The sequence below is a fragment of the Staphylococcus simulans genome, from assembly GCF_002902285.1.
GTDB lineage: Bacteria > Bacillota > Bacilli > Staphylococcales > Staphylococcaceae > Staphylococcus > Staphylococcus simulans.
The window spans coordinates 1-22410 of sequence record NZ_PPRU01000055.1 but is presented as its reverse complement, the minus strand read 5'-3'; the positions used below and the strand labels follow the sequence as shown (position 1 = coordinate 22410).

Annotated in this window: 6 protein-coding genes and 1 riboswitch; all 6 genes read left to right on the top strand. The window is 39.5% G+C overall.

Annotated elements, in window-relative coordinates; translation table 11 throughout:
* The first annotated feature begins 498 nt into the window (after positions 1 to 498).
* Complete coding sequence (locus CD112_RS11965) at positions 499 to 10305, top strand: LPXTG cell wall anchor domain-containing protein (protein WP_373364863.1); 9807 nt, start codon at positions 499 to 501, stop codon at positions 10303 to 10305.
* Positions 10306 to 10488: 183 nt separating this feature from the next.
* A riboswitch (SAM riboswitch) is annotated at positions 10489 to 10600 on the top strand.
* Positions 10601 to 10717: 117 nt separating this feature from the next.
* Positions 10718 to 11734 carry a methionine ABC transporter ATP-binding protein gene (locus tag CD112_RS11960; RefSeq protein WP_002480034.1) on the top strand — a complete coding sequence of 339 codons (1017 nt, stop codon included), beginning with the start codon at positions 10718 to 10720 and terminating at the stop codon, positions 11732 to 11734.
* Between the two features lies 1 nt (position 11735).
* Positions 11736 to 12395: a methionine ABC transporter permease gene (locus CD112_RS11955; RefSeq protein ID WP_002480033.1), complete on the top strand. Its 660-nt coding sequence runs from the start codon at positions 11736 to 11738 to the stop codon at positions 12393 to 12395.
* A 23-nt stretch (positions 12396 to 12418) separates the two neighbouring features.
* Positions 12419 to 13261, top strand: coding sequence for a dipeptide ABC transporter glycylmethionine-binding lipoprotein (gmpC, locus tag CD112_RS11950; protein WP_002480032.1), 843 nt, complete (start codon positions 12419 to 12421; stop codon positions 13259 to 13261).
* A gap of 177 nt (positions 13262 to 13438) precedes the next feature.
* Positions 13439 to 14149 (top strand): alpha/beta hydrolase, encoded by a 711-nt coding sequence (locus CD112_RS11945; RefSeq protein ID WP_103364383.1) that lies wholly within the window; start codon positions 13439 to 13441, stop codon positions 14147 to 14149.
* A 373-nt stretch (positions 14150 to 14522) separates the two neighbouring features.
* Positions 14523 to 22410 (top strand): Rib/alpha-like domain-containing protein (locus CD112_RS11940; protein ID WP_103364382.1); only part of this gene is annotated, 7888 nt, incomplete at its 3' end.

The following is a 22410-nucleotide window of genomic DNA, read 5'->3' as shown; positions in this document are numbered from 1 at the left end:
GAAACAGCACAAGTAAACACTGTTCCTGAAAGTACAGTAGATTACTCAAGCTTAAACGATGGCGCAAAAGCACCTGTTGAATTTGTAGAACAATATTTACACTCATCAGATAAAGAAGGATTAGTCCGTAATCTATTATCTGAAACATATAAGGCACAAGATGTAGACGGCATCTTAAGTAAGTTAAATGTTGATTATAATGCAGTATCAGCAGAAGATTTATTCCAAGATATCCTACGTGCAGGCATTGAGTATGCCAATGAACAAACATCTAAATATACAGTGTATGCAGTACGTGCAGCAGCGGATGATCCTAATGCACCGACTGAAGGTGAAATTTCAGCACCTACAACCAGCCGTGTAGGCGACCCTAATACATCTTCAAATATAGATATTCCAGTAAACTCTTCAGCACCTGAAGCAATCGGTGCACTTAAAGCAAGTGCTTCAATTGATCCAGAAAGAGGAATCATCATCACTGGTTACGGTAAAACGTTTATGGGACAAAAACCGGCGCATTATATTGTTACAGCTAAACCAGACAGAGTTAACAATAAAATGGACTTTGAGATTAAATATTATGCGACAGCTGATACAGGACAAACTCACTCTATTGATTTAGGTGGATTTAGATTTGGTGATGCTTTCCAATTACCATCAAACGAAGATGGCATTCCAGCAATCGTGCAAATGGTAGGTACTACTGGAAATCCTACAACATCAGTGCTGAAAGAAGGTCTAGCAAAACCTGGTTATCCAGAAGGTTATGCATTAAATGGCCGTCCTTTCCTTAATGATACAGCAATTAGAAATAACGGGTATGCGGATGTTAAATTCAGCTTACCAGTTAAAAACTGGAATGGTGATTTAAGTGTAGATGGATTTGTAATGATGTTCCCAAATGGAAGTAACTATAGTTCAACACCGGATCCATATTCAACAGCCAACTATTTCAATGAAAAAATGGAAATTGTTTTAGATGGTAATGTTGATTTCAATATCAGACAAGAGGATCAAAAAATCCAAGAAGCGATTCCTTTTACTAAAGAATATAGAACATCAACAAAAATTCCTGCTGGTACACAACGTGTAGCAAGACAAGGTGTTAATGGTGTTAAAGAAATTACTAGCACAAATTGGTACTACAAAAATGTTCAATTAGGTAATACTGTTAAAACTGAAACAAAAATTAAAGATGAAATTCCTGAAATAATTGAATTAGGCGTGGCTGCACCTGCAGCTAATAGTTTTATTTTACCACCTGTTGTAGACCCGAAATTATCTGGAGAGACTGTTGTCACAGGTGAAACAATGCCTTATGCCCCTGTAACAATTACAGTAGGGCTTACGACTTATCAAACAACAGCAGACGCACAAGGTAAATTCACTCAAACGTTAGCTACACCATTAAAACAAGGTGAAGTTATTTCAGCAATTACTGCTAAGGATGGAAATACAAGTTTACCAGGCAAAACAATTGTGCCGAGAGATGGTAATACACCAGAACTTGCCTATTCTAGCTTGAAAACAGAACAAAATGGTAAACCAGGCACTTTAGTAACAATCACTAATAAAGCAACTGGTGAAAAACTTGGTGAATTCTTTGTGGCAGATGGTACTTCTGTAACTGTTAAGTATACTCAAAGATTACCAAACGGTGATACTAAAGTTACCTTTAGTGATAATAACTCAGTATCTGTTCCAAAGGGAGACCCAGGTGATAGAGGTCCAGTAGGTCCGATGGGTGATTCAATCACTGTTAAAAGCCAAACGAAATTACCAAATGGTGACACTCTAGTTACATTTACTGACGGTAAAACAGTCACAATCCCAAAAGGAGATAAAGGTGATTCAATTAGAGTAGTTGCAACTCCTGAATCTGATCTTGGTACTACTATAGAGTTTTCAGATGGCAGTTCAATTTTTATCCCTAAAGGTGAAAAAGGCGAAGCTGGTAGAGATGGTAGAAATGGTAGAGATGGAAGACCTGGAACATCAATCACTGTAGTTTCAATTGATGATTTACCGAATGGTGATAAACAAGTAACATTTTCAGACGGTAATACAGTTGAAATCCCTAAAGGGGATAAAGGTGACACAGGCGCTCAAGGAGCAAAAGGCGATAAAGGTGACACAGGCGCAACAGGAGCCGCAGGTAAAGACGCCGCACCATTAACAGTGACTGGTGAAACAAAAGATGCAGCTGGCAACACAGTAGTACACTTCAGTGACGGTTCACAAGCCACAATTTCTAAGGGTGACAAAGGTGACAAAGGAGATAAAGGTGATGTTGGTCTTACAGGTGCAGCTGGAAAAGATGCCCTTCCATTAAAAGTAATAAGAGAAACAAGAGATAGAGACGGTAATACAGTGGTACATCTCAGTGATGGATCATATGTAACAATTTCTAAAGGTGACAAAGGTGATACGGGTGCTACAGGCGCAACTGGAGCACAAGGTGCGAAAGGTGAAGATGGCAAATCTATCACAATCACATCAACAGAACCGCAAGCGAATGGCGATATCAAAGTCAACTTCAGTGATGGCAAATCTATCGTAGTACCAAAAGGTGCTAAGGGAGATAAAGGTGCAGATGCTGAGCCGTTAACTGTTGTCAATGAAACAAAAGACGCTGCTGGTAACACAGTGGTCCACTTCAGCGACGGTAAAACAGCAACAATCTCTAAAGGGGATAAAGGTGATACGGGTGCACAAGGCGCGAAAGGTGAAACAGGCGCAACAGGAGCCGCAGGTAAAGACGCTACACCATTAACAGTGACTGGTGAAACAAAAGATGGTCAAGGTAATACTGTCGTTAACTTTAGTGATGGTTCGCATGTAACGATTTCTAAAGGGGACAAAGGTGATACAGGAGCTACAGGCGCAACTGGCGCACAAGGTGCGAAAGGTGAAGATGGCAAATCTATCACAATCACATCAACAGAACCGCAAGCGAATGGTGATATCAAAGTCAACTTTAGTGATGGAAAATCCATCGTAGTACCAAAAGGTGCTGAGGGAGATAAAGGAGAAGATGCAGCGCCGTTAACAGTAGTTAAAGAAACAAAAGATGCGGCCGGCAACACAGTCGTTCACTTCAGTGATAACTCAACAGCTACTATCTCTAAAGGAGATAAAGGTGACACAGGAGCAACAGGTGCGAAAGGTGAAGATGGTAAATCAATCACAATCACATCAACAGAACCACAAGCGAATGGTGATATCAAAGTCAACTTTAGCGATGGAAAATCCATCGTAGTACCAAAAGGTGCTAAAGGCGATAAAGGAGAAGATGCAGCGCCGTTAACAGTTGTTAAAGAAACAAAAGACGCAGCTGGCAACACAGTAGTACATTTCAGCGATGGTAAAACCGCTACAATTTCTAAAGGTGATACAGGTGCAACAGGAGCCGCAGGTAAAGATGCTGCACCATTGACAGTAACTTCATCTGAAAAAGATGGTCAAGGTAATACATTAGTTCACTTTAGTGATGGCTCTACAATTACTGTAGATAAAGGTGACCGTGGAGAAACAGGAGCTCAAGGTGCTAAAGGAGATCCGGGTAAAGACGGTACATCTATTGGAATCGATAAAATCGAAACATTAGCTGACGGTACAACAAAAGTAACCTTTACTGATGGAAAATCATTCGAAATTCCTAAAGGTCAAGATGGTACTTCAGTTACAATTACTGAAACTAAAACACTTCCTAATGGAAATAAAGAAGTAACATTCTCAGATGGTAAGAAACTTGAAATTCCTAAAGGAGATAAAGGGGACACAGGCGCAACAGGTGCCGCAGGTAAAGATGCCGCACCGTTAACAGTGACTGGTGAAACTAAAGATGCGCAAGGCAATACAATTGTGAACTTCAGTGATGGTTCTCACGCAACAATCTCTAAAGGGGACAAAGGTGATACTGGTGCACAAGGTGCAACTGGTGAAACAGGTGCTAAAGGCGAAAAAGGTGATTCAATTTCAATCACAAGTATCACACCACAAGCCAATGGTGATACAAAAGTAGTCTTCTCAGACGGTAAAGAATTAACAATTCCTAAGGGTGCGAAAGGTGACAAGGGTGAAACAGGCGCAGCAGGTGCGGATGCTAAACCTCTTACAGTCACAGAAACAACAAAAGACCCTGAAGGTAATACAGTGATCCATTTCAGCGACGGTCAAACAGCAACTGTTTCTAAAGGAGATAAAGGTGACGTAGGTGCAGCTGGTAAAGACGCCGCACCATTAACAGTCACAAAAACTGATAAAGATGCAGCTGGAAATACTGTTGTACACTTTAGTGATGGTTCACAAGCTGTTATTTCTAAAGGAGACAAAGGTGATACGGGTGCACAAGGTGCGACTGGTGAAACAGGTGCTACCGGAGCTACTGGTGAGAAAGGTGAAAAAGGTGATTCAATTTCAATCACAAGTATCACACCACAAGCCAATGGTGATACAAAAGTAGTCTTCTCAGAGGGTAAAGAATTAACAATTCCAAAAGGTGCCAAAGGTGACACAGGTGCAGCCGGCGCAGACGCTAAACCACTTACAGTAACTAGCACAACTAAAGATGCTGATGGTAACACCGTCATCCACTTCAGTGATGGTCAAACAGCGACTGTTTCTAAAGGAGACAAAGGTGAAACTGGTGCCACTGGTGAAAAAGGTGCAGATGGTACTTCAGTTACTATCACAAACACTGAAACAACACCAACTGGAGATACAAAAGTTACATTCAGTGATGGACATGTTATCACAATTCCAAAAGGTAAAGATGGTCAATCCGTAACTGTAGAAAGTTCTGCACCGGATAAAGACGGCAACACAGTTGTACACTTTAGTGATGGCAGCAACGTTACTATTCCTAAAGGGGATAAAGGTGACGCAGGTGCAGCTGGTAAAGATGCAGCGCCATTAACAGTCACAAAAACTGATAAAGATGCAGCTGGAAATACCGTTGTTCATTTCAGTGACGGTTCACAAGCAGTCATCTCTAAAGGAGATAAAGGCGATACAGGTGATACAGGCGCAACTGGTGTTACTGGTGAAAAAGGCGAATCTGTTTCAATTAAGAGCATCGAACCACAAGCCAATGGCGATACAAAAGTTATCTTCTCAGATGGTAAAGAATTAACAATTCCTAAAGGTGTGAAAGGTGACACAGGTGCAGCTGGTAAAGATGCTGAACCACTTACAGTAACTAGCACAACTAAAGATCCTGAAGGCAACACAGTTATCCACTTCAGCGATGGCCAAACAGCCACTGTCTCTAAAGGGGATAAAGGTGAAACAGGCGCAGCTGGAGCGAATGGTAAAGACGCTGCACCATTAACAGTAACTGGCGAAACTAAAGATGCGGCTGGCAATACAGTCGTTCACTTCAGTGATAACTCAACAGCGACTATCTCTAAAGGAGATAAAGGCGATACAGGTGCGACAGGTGAAAAAGGTGAATCTGTTTCAATTAAGAGTATCGAACCACAAGCCAATGGCGATACAAAAGTAGTCTTCTCAGATGGCAAAGAATTAACAATTCCTAAAGGTGAAAAAGGCGATATAGGTGCAGCCGGCGCAGACGCTAAACCACTCACAGTTACAGAAACTACTAAAGATGAAGCGGGCAACACAGTTATTCACTTCAGTGATGGTCAAACAGCAACAGTCTCTAAAGGAGATAAAGGTGATACTGGTGCGAAAGGTGATACAGGTGCAGCTGGTAAAGATGGTACGTCTATCACAATCGCAAGTATTGAACCACAAGCAAACGGAGATACAAAAGTTACTTTCTCTGATGGTCAATCTATCACAGTGCCAAAAGGTAAAGATGGTACATCAGTGACAATCACAAAAACTGAAACATTACCAAATGGTAATAAACAAGTGACATTCTCAGACGGTAAAACACTTGAAATTCCTAAAGGGGATAAAGGTGATACAGGTGCTGCAGGTGAAAAAGGCGCAGACGGTACTTCAGTGACTGTTCAAAGCTCTGAACAAACACCAGATGGCACAAAAGTTACATTTAGTGATGGTAAATCAATTACAGTTCCTAACGGTAAAGATGGCGCATCTATTACAGTAAAATCATCTGAACCAAATGCGAATGGTGATACAGTTGTAACATTCAGTGATGGTTCACAAGTTGTGATTCCTAAAGGCGCGAAAGGCGACACAGGTGCTCAAGGTGAAGCTGGTAAAGATGGTGCTTCAATCACTATCACAGGTACAGAAACTACACCTGAAGGTAATACGAAAGTTAACTTCTCAGATGGTCACTCTATTACAATCAACAAGGGCGACAAAGGTGAAACTGGCGCAACCGGTGTAGATGGTAAAGATGGTAAATCAATCACAATTACTGAAACAGCTGTTCAACCAGACGGATCAACAAAAGTGACATTCAGCGATGGTCACGAAGTTGTTATCCCTAAAGGCGAAAAAGGCGATGCTGGACAAAATGGTGCAGACGGTCAATCAGTTACAGTCGCAAAAGTAGAGCCACAACCAAATGGTGATACGAAAGTCACATTTAGTGATGGTAAAGAACTTACTATTCCTAAAGGAGAAAAAGGTGACGCAGGTGCGAATGGTCAATCTGTAACTGTTCAATCAACAGCTCCAGATGCGGATGGTAACACAGTTATCACATTCAGCGATGGTACTAAAGTTGTTGTTCCTAAAGGTGCGAAAGGTGATAAAGGTGACACTGGAGAAGCGGGTCAAAACGGCTTAAATGGTCAATCTATCACAGTTCAAGGCACAGAAAAAACACCAGAAGGCGATACAAAAGTTACATTCTCTGATGGCACTACAGTCACAATCGCAAAAGGCGATAAAGGAGATAAAGGAGATAAAGGTGATTCAGTCACAGTCGCGAAAGTAGAACCACAACCAAATGGTGATACAAAAGTTACATTCTCTGACGGTAAAGAAGTTACAATTCCTAAAGGAGAAAAAGGCGACAAAGGTGATACTGGAGCACAGGGTGAAGCGGGTCAAAATGGCGCAGATGCGAAACCATTAACAATCACAGGCTCTACACAAACACCTGATGGTAATACTGAAGTGACATTCAGCGATGGTACAAAAGTCACAATTCCAAAAGCACAAGATGGTAAATCAATTACAGTTGAAAAAACTGAACCAGACGCTGATGGCAACACAGTTGTGACATTCTCTGATGGCAGCACAATCACTATTCCAAAAGGAACAAAAGGTGATAAAGGCGATACTGGAGAAACAGGTGCAGCAGGTCAATCAGTTACAGTTGCGAAAGTAGAACCGCAACCAAACGGCGATACAAAAGTAACGTTCTCAGATGGTAAAGAAGTTGTGATTCCTAAAGGAGAAAAAGGCGACAAAGGTGATACTGGTGCACAAGGTGAAGCAGGACAAAATGGTGCGGACGGTAAATCAATTACTGTTCAAAGTACAACGCCTGACGCTGACGGTAATACAGTAGTGACTTTCTCTGACGGTTCAAAAGTTGTACTTCCAAAAGCCAAAGACGGTAAAGATGGTACATCAGTTACAGTTCAAAGCACAGAAACAACACCAGAAGGTAATACGAAAGTTACATTCTCTGATGGACATGAAATCACAATCGCAAAAGGCGATAAAGGTGATAAAGGCGATTCAGTTACAGTTGCGAAAGTAGAACCGCAACCAAATGGTGATACAAAAGTTACATTCTCTGACGGTAAAGAAATTGTCATTCCTAAAGGAGAAAAAGGTGACCCAGGTAAAGACGGTGTAGATGGTAAAGATGCAGCACCATTAACAGTTACAAGCACTGAAAAAGATGCGGACGGCAACACTGTTATTCACTTCAGTGATGGTGGTACAGCAGTTATCTCTAAAGGCGATAAAGGTGCAGATGGTCAATCTATTACAGTTCAAAATGTTGCGCCAGATAAAGATGGTAATACAGAAGTAACGTTCTCAGATGGCTCTAAAGTGACAATTCCTAAAGCGAAAGATGGCGTAGACGGTAAGTCAGTTACTATTACTGGTAATGAAGCATTACCAAGCGGTGATATCAAAGTGACATTCAGTGATGGACATGAAATCATCATTCCTAAAGGCGCTAAAGGAGATTCAGGCGCATCAGTTACTGTAGTTAAAACAACGAAAGATCCAGATGGCAACACTGTAGTTAACTTCAGTGATGGCAGCAGCGTCACAATCCCTAAAGGAGATAAAGGCGACAAAGGTGCAGACGGTACATCAGTGACTATTACAGGCACAGAAGTACAACCTGACGGTTCAACTAAAGTAACGTTCTCAGATGGTCGTGAAATCAACATTCCTAAAGGATTAGACGGTAAATCTGTCACAATTACTAAAGCTGAACCAGATGCTGATGGCAACACAGTGATTGACTTCAGTGATGGTTCGAAAGTTACTGTGCCGAAAGGTAAAGATGGCGTAGACGGTAAATCAATTACTATCACAAATACTGAAAACTTACCTAATGGCGATGTTAAAGTGACATTCAGCGATGGACACGAAGTTGTAATACCTAAAGGTGCTAAAGGAGATAAAGGTGACCAAGGTTTACCTGGTAAAGACGGTGCAGACGGAAAATCAGTTACAGTAACAGGCCAAACAATTGATCCAGATGGCAATACAGTAGTGACATTCAGTGATGGTAATTCAATTACAGTACCAAAAGGCAAAGACGGAACTTCAGTTACAGTTAAAGGTACAAGCCAAGATCCAAATGGTAATACAGTAATCGAATTCAGTGATGGCTCTAAAGTAACTGTTCAACGCGGTAAAGATGGCCGTGACGGAAAAGACGGTAAATCAATCACAGTGACAGGTCAAACAATCGATCCGAACGGCAACACAGTAGTGACATTCAGTGACGGTAATTCAATTACAGTACCAAAAGGCAAAGACGGCATTTCAGTTACAGTCAAAGATTCACATCCAGATGCAGATGGTAATACAGTAATCGAATTCAGTGATGGCTCTAAAGTAACTGTTCAACGCGGTAAAGATGGCCGTGATGGAAAAGACGGTAAATCAATCACAGTAACGGGTCAAACAATCGATCCGAATGGTAACACAGTAGTGACATTCAGCGATGGTAATTCAATTACAGTACCGAAAGGCAAAGACGGCATTTCAGTTACAGTTAAAGGCACAAGCCAAGATCCAAACGGTAATACAGTAATTGAATTCAGTGATGGCTCTAAAGTAACTGTTCAACGCGGTAAAGATGGCCGTGACGGAAAAGACGGTAAATCAATCACAGTAACGGGTCAAACAATCGATCCGAATGGTAACACAGTAGTGACATTCAGCGATGGTAATTCAATTACAGTACCGAAAGGCAAAGACGGCATTTCAGTTACAGTCAAAGGTACAAGCCAAGATCCAAATGGTAATACAGTGATTGAATTTAGTGATGGATCAAGAATCACTATTCAAAAAGGAAATGATGGTAGAGACGGTCGAGATGGACGTGACGGCAGAGATGGTCGCGATGGCAGAGATGCTCAACCAACACAACCGATATATATCATCAATAACTACATTGATAATGATAATACGAATGTGATTATCTTTAGCGATGGTCAACGTGTTGATATTCCTTGTGATGCGAACGGTAACGCGGTTGTGATTATTGGATATAATCATGATGTGAAAGGTAATGTAATATTACAATGTGCAGATAATACAAGAATTATCGTACCTTGCAGAAAACCAGACACACCAAAAGTGACAATTCCAATGATTCCATTGGTTCCAGCACAACACAATACTGTGACACCACCAGTACCGACACCAGTGCCAACACCGACACCGGTACCAGTACCAAATACGGTACCAGTACCAAATACAGTACCAGTACCGAATACAGTACCAGTACCGAATACAGTACCAGTACCGAATACAGTACCAGTACCGAATACAGTACCAGTACCAAATACAGTACCAGTACCGAATACGGTACCAGTACCAAATACAGTGCCAGTACCAAATACAACACCAGATACAGTTACACCAGGTGGAAACAATGGTACACCAACATCGGATACTCATGGTTATACTGGATTCATTAATGTAAATAATGATCATGGTCATAAATTCGTAGGTAAACAAACTACGCATAAAGTGGTTTATCATAATGTAGAACAACCACAACCAAAAGTAACTACAAAACCTAAACAAACAGCTAAAGCTTTACCTGAAACAGGTTCAGACGATACAGCAGCATTAGTTTATGGTGCAATTATGGCTGGTTTAGGTGCAACAACAGTACTTGGATCAAGACGTCGTAAAGAAGAAGAATAAGATTAAATTCTAAGTATGTAAGAACCGGGCTTCGGCCTGGTTCTTTTTATTGCGAGTAATGTAATCGCTTTCTTATTTTAGATTTTTTGAATTGAATAAATTTATCTAAATTTCTGAAAAATAATGTTGACTTTTTCTGTCAGACTTTGTAATATATGGAATATAAATGAATTGAATAAAACTATCTTATCCAGAGAGGCGGAGGGACAGGCCCTGCGAAGCCTCGGCAACAGGATTAATTATGAAGATTAATTACTGTGCCAATTCCTACAGTAGAACACTGTGAAGATGAGACGAGCCGATATATGTATCCCGAGGACTTGTTTCATTAGTCCTCGGGATTTTCTTTTTATAGAGTTATCTCAAAATAGTTAACATTCATTTATTTCAAATTATTAAGGGGGATTTACCTATGATTGAGTTCAAGGATGTCAATAAAACATTCCGTAAACGCTCAACGGAAATTCAGGCTTTGAAAGATGTCAGCTTTACTGTAGAACGCCAAGAAATATTCGGTGTCATCGGGTATAGCGGTGCTGGTAAAAGTACGTTAATCCGATTAGTCAATAAGCTTGAAAATGTGACATCAGGAAACATTATTGTGGATGGTCATGACATCAATCAATACAGCAAAAAAGAATTGCGTAAAGTGAAGAAAAATATAGGCATGATTTTCCAGCATTTCAATTTATTAAATTCTAAGACAGTATTCAATAATGTTGCGATGCCGCTCATCCTTGAAGGCAAGGAAAAGTCATACATAAAAGAGAAAGTTGACGAAATGCTTGAGTTCGTAGGTCTAGGAGATAAAGGTTCACAGTATCCTAATGAGTTATCGGGTGGTCAAAAACAAAGAGTTGCGATTGCGAGAGCTTTGGTTACTGATCCTAAAATCTTGTTATGTGATGAAGCAACAAGTGCTTTAGACCCAGCTACAACAGATTCAATCTTGCGATTATTGAAGAAGGTCAATCGAACATTTGACGTTACCATTTTATTGATTACCCATGAAATGGGCGTAATTCAACAAATCTGCGATAAAGTTGCGGTTATGGAGCAAGGCAGTGTCATCGAAATCGGCAGTGTATTAGAGGTGTTCAGTCATCCTAAGACGAAAACTGCGAAAAGCTTCGTTTCTACAGTTATTAGTACAGATATTAGTGATAAGATGATTCATCAATTGCCAACTGACGCAGATTATGTGGACGTCAAAGTTTATCTAGAAGGTTCACAAATTGGATTGTCAGTGATTCAAACATTAATTAAAGACTTCAATTTAGATGTGAATGTTATTTATGCATCGATGTCAGATATTCAAGATACTTCAGTCGGTTATTTAACACTTCGTATCAAAGGATCAAATGAAAGTAAGCAACGTGCATTTGATTATATGAAACAAAGTCATATTGAATTTGAGGAGGTCGTATAACATGCTTGGATCTACATTAGATTCGTCTCAATTAATGGAGGCGTTATATCAAACGTTATTGATGGTCTCTATTTCATTAGTAATCGGTTCTTTAATCGGTATTCCGCTTGGTGTACTACTTGTAGTCACTAAGAAAGATGGTATATGGGAAAATGTGGTGATTTATCATATTCTCAACCCTGTCATCAACGTATTGCGTTCGGTACCCTTCATTATTTTATTAATTGCGATTGTGCCATTCACAAAATTAGTGGTAGGTACATCAATTGGGACAGCCGCTGCAATCGTACCGTTAACAGTTTATGTCGCACCTTATATTGCGAGATTGGTTGAAAACTCATTATTAGAAGTGAATTCAGGTGTGATTGAAGCAGCAAATGCGATGGGTGCATCACCGCTTCAAATCATCCGTTACTTCTTATTACCTGAAGCATTAGGTTCATTGATTTTAGCATTAACAACAGCAATTATCGGTTTAATCGGAGCAACTGCCATGGCCGGTGCTGTCGGCGGAGGCGGTATTGGTGACCTGGCACTTGCTTATGGTTATCAACGTTTCGACACAATCGTCATTGTGATTACAGTAGTCATTTTAGTTATTATGGTTCAGCTGATTCAATCTTTAGGGAATGTCTTGGCTAAGAAAATTCGTAGAAATTAAACAAGTAAAGGGGAAGTCATTGAATGAAGAAATTATTAGTATTAGCAATCGCATTTGTGGTTCTTTTAGCTGCATGCGGTAAGAAAGATGATAGTAAAACAGTTACAGTCGGCGTAGCATCTAACGAAACAAAAGTATGGGATAAAGTTGCAGAACTTGCGAAAAAAGATGGTATTACAGTGAAAGTTAAACAATTCTCTGATTACAATGTACCAAACAAGGCGCTAAACGATGGGGATATCGAAATGAACGCGTTCCAACACTTTGCATTCTTAGATCAATATGAAAAAGCGAATAAAGGTACAAAAATCACACCGATTCGTACGACAGTATTTGCGCCATTAGGTATCTATTCTAAAAAGATTAAAGACATTAAAGACTTAAAAGACGGTGCGAAAGTTATCATTCCAAACGATGTTTCTAACCAAGCACGTGCATTAAAATTATTAGAAAAAGCAGGTTACATCAAACTTTCTAAAGACTTCGGTTTAAAAGGCGGCATTAAAGATATCGAAGAAAACAAAAAGAATTTAGATATCAAAGCCGTAGATGCACAACAAACAGCACGTGCATTAGACGATGTAGATATTTCAGTTATCAACAACGGCGTAGCAACTAAAGCAGGTTTAGATGCGAAGAAAGATCCAATCTACTTAGAAAAAGATGATACAAAAGCATCACAACCATACATCAACATTATTGCAGTAAACTCTAAAGACAAAGACGATAAAACATTGAAAAAAGTTGCGGCACTTTATCATTCTAAAGAAGCTCAAAAAGCTTTAAAAGAAGAAGTTAAAGATGGCGAAATCGTGGTTGATTTAAAACAAGATGAAATCAAAAAAATTCAAGACAGCTTAAAATAATAACACAGCTATCATTTAAATGGCCGGCAAATCTTCTAGGTTTGTCGGCTTATTTTATGTGACGAATGCTGACATCATCAATTTGTATGTATTGTTAGTCCGGCAAAGTGTGGGTACTGACAAAAGGGGGTAAAGAGTTAGTGCTAGAAAATCACATTCACTTAGGAGTGATTATCGATGGAAGTATTATATTATGGAGACCATGAAGAACAATTAATTGATGTTTATGCATCAAATGATAAAAATGGAGAACATGCTGATAAATGGATTGTGTTAGTTCATGGTGGTTATTGGCGCCAAAAATTTGATCGTTCTTTAAATGATAAAATGATTGAAGTTTTAACAAATAAAGGCTACAATGTCGCAAATGTTGAATATCGTCGTGGAGAACATAAATGGCCTATACCAGAAGAAGATGTTAAAAAAGCAGTTCAAACATTTAGAAATTCTGAATTTGTAGGTGAAGGTCAATCATTGATTCTTATAGGACATTCAGTGGGTGGACAACTTGTATTAAATAATGAAGATGAAGCGGATAGAATTGTCGCATTATCACCTGTTACTGATGTACCATATACAAAAGCAAAAGAATTAGGACGAAACGCAGCAGAAGAATATTTTGGTGATGTTTCAGAAGATATATTATATGCGGCATCACCCATTTCATGTTTGCCATTGAATACTAAAACATTAATCATTCATGGTTTTGATGATACACAAGTAGAGATTGATACAACGATTGATTATGTGACAAAAAATACTGAAAACACGATTGATTTATATGCATTTTCAAGTTTAGCTCATATGGATAACATTGAACCTGAAGGCAGACACTTTGACTTGATGTTAGAATGGGTTGATCAAGAACAAGAAAATGAAGAGAATTAAATAACTCTAAGGAAACTATAATAGTAAAACACATTGGGAATGGAGCAATCCATTCCTTTTTTATATTGTAACGTTATTTGTATGTCTAAAATTCATAGAAAAGCATATTTAATTCTCTTTCTGAGAGATAACTAAATTTAGATATGCGTTAACTAGTTTGGGTGAAATTATAACGTTTTTTTATAAAATAACATAAGGAAAACGAACCAAAAAATGTTACGTACAATTAGATAAGTGTTATAATTTATTTGGTGCTATGTATGATGATAAGAAGAATACGAATCTGTAATTTTCAAAGAGAGCAAGAAGGGGTGAAAGGGATTATTCTTGTTATTATTTTGCATGCCTAAATTAAAATTAAGGAGTGTCTAGGTTGAAAGACGAACACACATCTAAGAACAAAGCATCTTTCCAACCGGATAGAAAAAACAAATATTCTATTCGTAAATTCACTGTAGGTACTGCTTCTATTCTAGTAGGAGCTATCTTATTATTCGGGGTGAATACACAAGATGCGAAAGCAGCTGAAACATCAACCACATCTACAATTAACGCAACAACACCAGACAAAGACACTAATGTTGAAGTGAATCATGCAGATGCAGTTGTTAATGAAACTGCAGTAACTACATCATCTGAAATAACAACACTAGATGAAACTAAAGAAGTACCGAAAACTGAAGTTGAATCACTACCAACAAAAGCTAGTAATGATTCCACAGAAAAAGCAACTTCTGATCATCAAGAAGTTGTAGATCCAACAGTCGAAAAAGAAGCGACTGCAGCTCCAAAATCACAAGAAGTTTCAACAGAAACAGCTCCGTTTGAGACAAACACAACAGTTCAAAAAGTAGCTGAAACACCTAAAGTAGAAGTACCTCAATCTATTTTAGACATTCAACAAGTTCAAGATTTGAATACAGCTGCTGAATTTTATGCACAATCTTCAGGCGTCTCTATAGAAGAAGCACAGACTTTAATTCAAGAATTGAATTTAGACAGTCAAGCCACACCCGAAGAAATTCAACAAGCTTTACTTTATCAATTGTCCCATGAATATGAAACTTGGTATAAACCTGCTGTACGTGAAGATTTGACTACAGAGGCAGAACAAGTGGCAGATAATCCAGACTTTGTAAAATATGCGGTAACGCTTCCAATAGAACCGATAATTATTGATGCAGATGCGATTAAAAACGGTTATGTTCGTTCAGGTTCAGATGAATTAAGTAAAACTAACTTAATTTCCGGTCGTGCTTGGATGGCGGACCAAGGTATCCCATCTCTAGGTACAAATGGTTTAGCACCTGTACCTGTCAATACACCGGTTTATTTACAATGGATGGACAAAGATGGATCAATTTCACCAATTTATCGTGCATATACACATAATAAAAATCGTGATGACAGTGCACAAGATGGTCCAGGTGCCTTTGCCTTTGACTTAAGACAAGGTTGGACAGATGCGACAGGTAAACACCATGTATATAAAGCTTTTAAAGGACAAAAATATCGTTTTGCTATTCCAGATTTTACATTACCTAATGGCAACAAAGCGACAATGTTACGACAAACCGGTGGATTCTATCCAGGTGTATTTGTAGACACATTTACTGATAACAATATGGGGCAAACTCCAGTAGTAGGTAAAAACATTGGCCGTACAGGTATTTTTATGGCTGAAGTGCCAGTCGGTAATTATATGACGAAACCTAAAAATCAATGGATTACAAGCGAAGGTAACCATAGTTATCCAGAACTATTAGCTGTTGATGGTTATAATGTCGTTCGTGGTAAAGTTTGGATAGAAAGCTCAGGTGGAGATAGAGCCAACTCAGCAACTGGTCCTAACTATAACCCAAATTTAGGAGATAGAGTCGCAGCGGGTTATAAAGTTGTATTAAGTTCATTAACTTCACAAGGTGCAGCAGCTTATAGAAATGAAGTACAACGTGTACCTGTACATGAACGTGCTGCAGCTGCGAAAAGATTATTAACTGCGCATCCAGAATATATTTCAGCTACTGTTGTTTCAGTGGTTGATGGAAATGGGGTTTACGCAGCTAAATTTCCTAATGGTACTTTGGATGTAGATCATATTTATGGTTTTGTGCTAAATACTAAAGGTAAACTCGTCCAAACGTATTCAGGATTTACCTCACCAGAATTTAGAAAAGCGAACCAAAATATCTCTTTCGTACCAATTTCAGCACCTTATTCAGGGGTTCAACAATGGGCGAATGTGAACTTTGCGGTAGTATTGAGTCCATCGGATACCATTGATCTTCATACTGTACCGTATAATGCGACAGACAACCCAGCAGCACCAGGCAGTCGTGTTAATGTTAAATTGCCTAATGGTGATGTACCACCAATGCCTACACACATCGAATGGAGAGATCCTAGCGGACAAACAGTGCATAGAGCTCCGGACTTTACAACGCCAAAACGAGGAGAACAAGTAAGTGGATTTACGATTCCTAAAGAGGCTCATGAAGGTGATATTTATACTGCAGTACTTGTTTCTGGTGGTAACGATATCGCTGGTTCATCTGTAATTGTTCATATAACAGAAGCTAATAAATATCCACCAAAAGCGCAAACAGTTACTAAAGAATTCGGACAACCAGCAACTGAAGAAGATGTTATGAGTCATGTCACATTCCCTAAATATCCGACTCATCTTAAAAAACCTACAATAACAATAGATCATCCTGATAAATTACCTGATGGAAATACGCCTGGTAAAGTTCTAGTACCTGTTACTGTTACGTATCCAGATGGTTCTGTTGCGCACGTTAATGTACCAGTAGTCACAAAAGCACAGTCTGATAAAGACAAATATACGCCAACTGCAGGCTCAGTTGAAAAAGACTTCGGTCATAAAGCAACACCTGGTGAAATCACAGGAAAAGTATCTGTACCAGACTTCCCAACTGGAGGTAATCAACCAACTTATACAGTGGATGAAACAACAATTCCAGATGGCCAAACACCAGGTACAGTGAATGTACCGGTGACTGTACATTATCCTGATAATTCTTCAGAAGTTATTGAAGTTCCGGTTACTACAAAAGTACAACCTGATAACGATAAATATCAACCGACAACTGAAGCAATCCATAAACCATTTGGTCAAAAAACAGATGAAAATGAAGTGAAATCAAAAGTTTCTGTTCCTAATTTCCCAGGAAATGGTAATCAACCGACTTATACAGTAGATACTTCAAAAATTCCAGATGGTCAAACGCCAGGTACAGTAAATGTACCAGTGACTGTACAATATCCAGATGGTACAAGTGAAGTAGTAAATGTACCTGTTATTACAGGACCGAAAGATTCAGATACGTACCAACCAACTACAGGAGAAATTACAAAACCATACGGTCAAGCAACAACAGAACAAGAAGTAAAAGATAAAGTCACAGTACCGAATTTCCCTAAAGACAAAGGCACACCAACAATCACAGTTGACACAAGCAAGTTGCCAAATGGTCAAACAAGCGGTGAGTTCCAAGTCCCTGTCACAGTGACTTATCCTGACAAAACAACGGACACAGTGAATGTCAAAGTGACAGTAGGAGTTCAACCTGATAATGATAAATATCAACCAACAGCAGGAGAAATTACAAAACCGTATGGTACACCAACAACATCAAATGATGTAACAGGAAAAGTAAGTGTTCCAAACTTCCCTAAAACAGGTGCACAACCAGTCATTACTGTTGATACAAACAATTTACCAAACGGTCAAACAAGTGGCGTATTCCAAGTCCCAGTTACAGTGACTTATCCTGACAAAACAACAGATACAGTGAATGTGAAAGTGACAGTCGGACCGAAAGACTCAGATACGTACCAACCAACAACAGGTTCAATCACAAAACCATATGGTCAAGGTACAACAGAACAAGAAGTGAAAGATAAAGTCACAGTACCAGACTTCCCTAAAGACAAAGGTACACCGACAGTCAAAGTCGATAACCCGGCACAAATTCCAAACGGCCAAACACCAGGAACAGTAGAAGTCCCAGTAACTGTCACATATCCAGATGGCACAAAAGACCATGTGAAAGTTCCGGTAACTGTAGGAGAACAACCACAAAAAGATAAATATGAACCAACAGTTCAACCAATCACAAAACCATATGGTCAAGGTACAACAGAACAAGAAGTGAAAGATAAAGTCACAGTACCAGACTTCCCTAAAGACAAAGGTACACCGACAATCAAAGTCGATAATCCGGCACAAATTCCAAATGGTCAAACACCAGGAACAGTAGAAGTCCCAGTCACAGTGACTTATCCGGACGGTACAAAAGATCATGTGAAAGTTCCAGTAACTGTAGGAGAACAACCACAAAAAGACAAATATGAACCAACAGTAGGAGAAATTACAAAACCATACGGTACACCAACAACAGAACAAGAAGTCAAAGGCAAAGTAAATGTTCCGAACTTCCCTAAAGAAGGCGATCAACCTGTTATCACAGTAGATACAAGTAAATTGCCAAACGGACAAATTAGCGGAGAAACTCAAGTTCCTGTAACAGTCACATATCCGGATAAAACTACTGATACAGTTAATGTGAAAGTAACGGTAGGACCAAAAAATTCTGAGACTTACCAACCAACAACAGGAGAAATTACTAAACATTTCGGTGAGAAAGCAACACCAGATGAAGTGAAATCAAAAGTGACTGTTCCAGGTTACCCAGAAAATGGTCAACCATATACAGTGTCAGTAGATGAAGCAAAAATTCCAGATGGTCAAACACCGGGAGAAGTGGAAGTTCCAGTCACAGTGACATATCCAGACAACACAACAGATATTGTCAATGTAAAAGTTACAACTGGACCAAAAGACTCAGATACGTATGAGCCAACACTTCAACCAATTAAAAAACCATTTGGTCAAAGCACAACAGAACAAGAAGTGAAAGACAAAGTTACAGTACCAGACTTCCCTAAAGAAAAAGGCACACCGACAGTCACAGTCGATAACCCGGCACAAATACCAAACGGTCAAACACCAGGAACAGTAGATATCCCTGTAACAGTCACATATCCAGACGGAACAAAAGATTATGTGAAAGTTCCAGTAACAGTAGGAGACCAACCGCAAAAAGATAAATACGAACCAACAGCGGGAGAAATCACAAAACCATATGGTACACCGACTACTGAAAATGAAGTCAAAGATAAAGTAAGTATTCCAAACTTCCCTAAAGAAGGCGACCAACCAGTTATTAGTGTTGATACAACGAAAGTCCCTGACGGCAAAACAAGTGGAGAATTCGAAGTCCCAGTAACCGTGACTTATCCGGATAAAACAACAGATACAGTTAATGTGAAAGTCACTGTAGGTCCGAAAAACTCAGACACTTATGAACCGAAATTTGAAAATATCACAAAACCATATGGTCAAAATACAACTGAACAAGAAGTGAAAGACAAAGTAACAGTCCCAGATTTCCCAACGGATAAAGGTACACCAGTGGTAACAGTGGATGATCCAACTAAGATTCCGAACGGTCAAACATCTGGCGTATTTGATGTACCTGTAACCGTCACTTGCCCAGACAAAACAACAGACAAAGTCACAGTGAAAGTAACAGTCGGTGAACAACCGGATAATGTGAAATATGATCCTAAAGCAGGAGAAATCACTAAACACTTTGGTGAAAAAGCTACACCGGATGAAGTGAAATCAAAAGTGACTGTTCCAGGATATCCAGAAAACAGTCAACCATATACAGTGACAGTAGATGAAGCAAAAATTCCAGACGGTCAAACACCGGGAGAAGTAGAAGTTCCAGCCACAGTAACTTATCCGGATAAAACAACAGATATTGTTAACGTGAAAGTGACAACAGGACCAAAAGATTCAGACACGTATGAACCGACTACAGGAGAGATTAAAAAACCATACGGTACACCTACAACTGAAGAAGAAATAAAAGGAAAAGTAAGTGTTCCGGACTTCCCTAAAGAAGGCGATCAACCAGTTATTACTGTGGACACAAGTAAAGTGCCTGATGGTCAAACAAGTGGTGAATTTGAAGTTCCAGCTACAGTCACATATCCAGACAAAACAACAGACGTTGTGAAAGTTAAAGTAACAGTTGGACCAAAAGATTCAGTTACGTATGAACCTATAACACAACCAATAGTAAAACCTTTTGGTACACCGACTACAGCGGATGAAGTTAAAGGAAATGTTACAATTCCAAACTTCCCTAAAGAAGGTACTCAACCAGTTATTACTATCGATGACGAAACAAAAGTACCAAATGGTCAAACACCTGGCATATTTGATGTTCCTGTAACAGTCACTTACCCAGATAAAACAACAGATATTGTCAATGTAAAAGTTACAACTGGACCGAAAGATTCAGATACGTATGAACCAACAACACAACCAATCACAAAACCATTTGGTCAAGGCACAACAGAACAAGAAGTGAAAGACAAAGTCACAGTACCAAACTTCCCAGCGGATAAAGGTACACCAGTAGTAACAGTGGATGATCCAACTAAGGTTCCAAACGGTCAAACACCGGGTGAATTCGAAGTTCCAGTTACTGTTACTTATCCGGATAAAACAACAGATAAAGTAACAGTTAAAGTCACTGTAGGCGATCAACCTCAAAAAGATATATATGAACCGACTGCGGGAGAAATCGTAAAACCGTACGGAACTCCAACTACTGAAGACGAAGTAAAAGGTAAAGTAAGCGTTCCAGATTTCCCTAAAGAAGGTACTCAACCAGTTATTACGGTTGACACAACTAAAATACCTGACGGTCAAACACCAGGTGAATTCGAAGTTCCAGCGACAGTCACATATCCGGATAAAACAACAGACACAGTTAATGTGAAAGTAACAGTAGGACCAAAAGATTCAGACACTTATGAACCGGTAACACAATCAATCACTAAACCATACGGTCAAGGCACAACAGAACAAGAAGTGAAAGATAAAGTGACAGTACCAAACTTCCCAGCGGATAAAGGTACACCAGTAGTAACAGTGGATGATCCAGCTAAGGTTCCAAACGGTCAAACACCGGGTGAATTCGAAGTTCCAGTGACAGTCACATATCCAGATGGCACAAAAGATCACGTAACAGTCAAAGTTACAGTGACTCCACAGCCGCAAAATGATAAATATGAACCGACTGCAGGAGAAATCACAAAACCATACGGAACTCCAACTACAGCGGATGAAGTCAAAGGCAAAGTAAGCATTCCAGATTTCCCTAAAGAAGGAGACCAACCAGTAATAACGGTTGACACAACTAAAGTACCTGACGGTAACATAAGTGGAGAATTCGAAGTTCCAGTAACAATCACTTATCCGGATAAAACAACAGATGTTGTGAAAGTTAAAGTAACAGTAGGTCCGAAAGACGCTGATACTTATGAACCGAAATTTGAAAATATCACAAAACCATTTGGTCAAGGCACAACAGAACAAGAAGTGAAAGATAAAGTGACAGTACCTAACTTCCCAGTAGATAAAGGTACACCAGTAGTGACAGTGGATGATCCAACGAAATTGCCTGATGGAAACACTCATGGCGTATTTGATGTTCCAGTAACAGTTACTTATCCAGACGGTACAAAAGACCACGTGGTAGTTAAAGTGACTGTAGGAGACCAACCAGAAAATGTAAAATACGATCCTAAAGCAGGAGAGGTAACTAAACATTATGGTGAAACAACAACACTTGATGAAGTAAAAGAAAAAGTGACTGTCCCAGGATATCCAGAAAACGGCCAACCATTCACAGTGACAGTAGATGAAACAAAAATTCCTGACGGTCAAACTAGCGGCGAGTTCGAAGTACCGGTTACAGTGACTTATCCAGATAAAACAACAGATACAGTGAATGTGAAAGTTACAGTCGGTCCAAAAGATTCAGACACTTATGAACCAACAGTCAAACCAATTGAAAAACCGTTCGGCCAAGGCACAACTGAACAAGAGGTCAAAGATAAAGTGACAGTACCGAACTTCCCAGCGGATAAAGGAACACCAGTGGTCACAGTGGATGATCCAACAAAAGTACCTAATGGTCAAACACCAGGTGAATTCGATGTGCCAGTAACGGTGACATATCCAGACGGTACAAAAGATCATGTAACAGTCAAAGTTACAGTGACTCCACAACCGCAAAATGATAAATATGAACCGACTGCGGGAGAAATCACAAAACCATATGGCACAGCAACTACTGAAGATGAAGTCAAAGGTA

Excerpts from the sequence above, each read along its gene's own strand:
- gmpC (WP_002480032.1), top strand. The coding sequence starts at position 12,419 with ATGAAGAAATTATTAGTATTAGCAATCGCATTTGTGGTTCTTTTAGCT.
- CD112_RS11945 (WP_103364383.1), top strand. The coding sequence starts at position 13,439 with ATGGAAGTATTATATTATGGAGACCATGAAGAACAATTAATTGATGTT.
- CD112_RS11965 (WP_373364863.1), top strand. The coding sequence starts at position 499 with ATGGGACAAAAACCGGCGCATTATATTGTTACAGCTAAACCAGACAGA.
- CD112_RS11960 (WP_002480034.1), top strand. The coding sequence starts at position 10,718 with ATGATTGAGTTCAAGGATGTCAATAAAACATTCCGTAAACGCTCAACG.
- CD112_RS11955 (WP_002480033.1), top strand. The coding sequence starts at position 11,736 with ATGCTTGGATCTACATTAGATTCGTCTCAATTAATGGAGGCGTTATAT.